The organism is Mesorhizobium sp. M2A.F.Ca.ET.067.02.1.1, from assembly GCF_004023285.1.
Classification (GTDB): Bacteria; Pseudomonadota; Alphaproteobacteria; order Rhizobiales; family Rhizobiaceae; genus Mesorhizobium.
In genome coordinates this window covers 1-781 of sequence record NZ_RZSB01001299.1, presented here as the reverse complement: position 1 = coordinate 781, position 781 = coordinate 1, and the positions used below count along the sequence as shown (strand labels likewise).

Below are 781 nucleotides of genomic sequence, written 5' to 3'. Positions count from 1 at the left end.
GTGCTTGACGCCGAAATGCTGCTCCTCGTCGATGATCAGAAGTCCGAGATTCTTGAATGAGATCGAGCTGCCGAGCAGCGCATGCGTGCCGACGACGATGTCGATCGTGCCCTCGGCAATGCCCTTCTTGGTTTCGGCCAGTTCCTTGGAGCCGACCAGGCGCGAGGCCTGGGCGATGCGGATCGGCAGGCCGGAGAAACGCTGCGAGAAGGTCTTGAAATGCTGGCGCGATAAAAGCGTCGTCGGCACGACGACCGCGACCTGGAACCCTTCCATCGCCGCGATGAAGGCGGCGCGCAGCGCCACTTCCGTCTTGCCGAAGCCGACGTCGCCGCAGACCAGCCGGTCCATCGGCTTGCCGGCGCCGAGATCGTCCATGACGGCATCGATCGCCGTCTGCTGGTCGTCGGTCTCCTCATAGGGGAAGCGCGCGGCGAACTCGCCATAAAGCCCGTCCGCCGGTATCATGGCGGGCGCCGCCCGCATCTGCCGCTCGGCGGCGATGCGGATCAATTGCCCGGCCATGTCGAGCAGGCGCCGCTTCAGCCGCGCCTTGCGCGCCTGCCAGGCGCCGCCACCCAACTTGTCGAGCGTCGCCTCGGCCGAATCCGAGCCGTAGCGCGACAGAAGCTCGATGTTCTCGACCGGCAGGAACAGGCGGTCGTCGCCGGCATAGTGGATTTCGAGACAGTCATGCGGCGCGCCGACCGCTTCGATGGTGCGCAGGCCGATGAAGCGGCCGATACCGTGATCGGCATGGACGACGATGTCGCCGGCGGAC

Annotated in this window: 1 protein-coding gene; it reads right to left on the bottom strand. The window is 66.2% G+C overall.

Going from position 1 to position 781, the window contains the following annotated elements; genetic code table 11:
- The coding region (locus tag EOA28_RS37430; protein WP_128315922.1) for a DEAD/DEAH box helicase at positions 1–781 on the bottom strand (781 nt) is incomplete at both ends.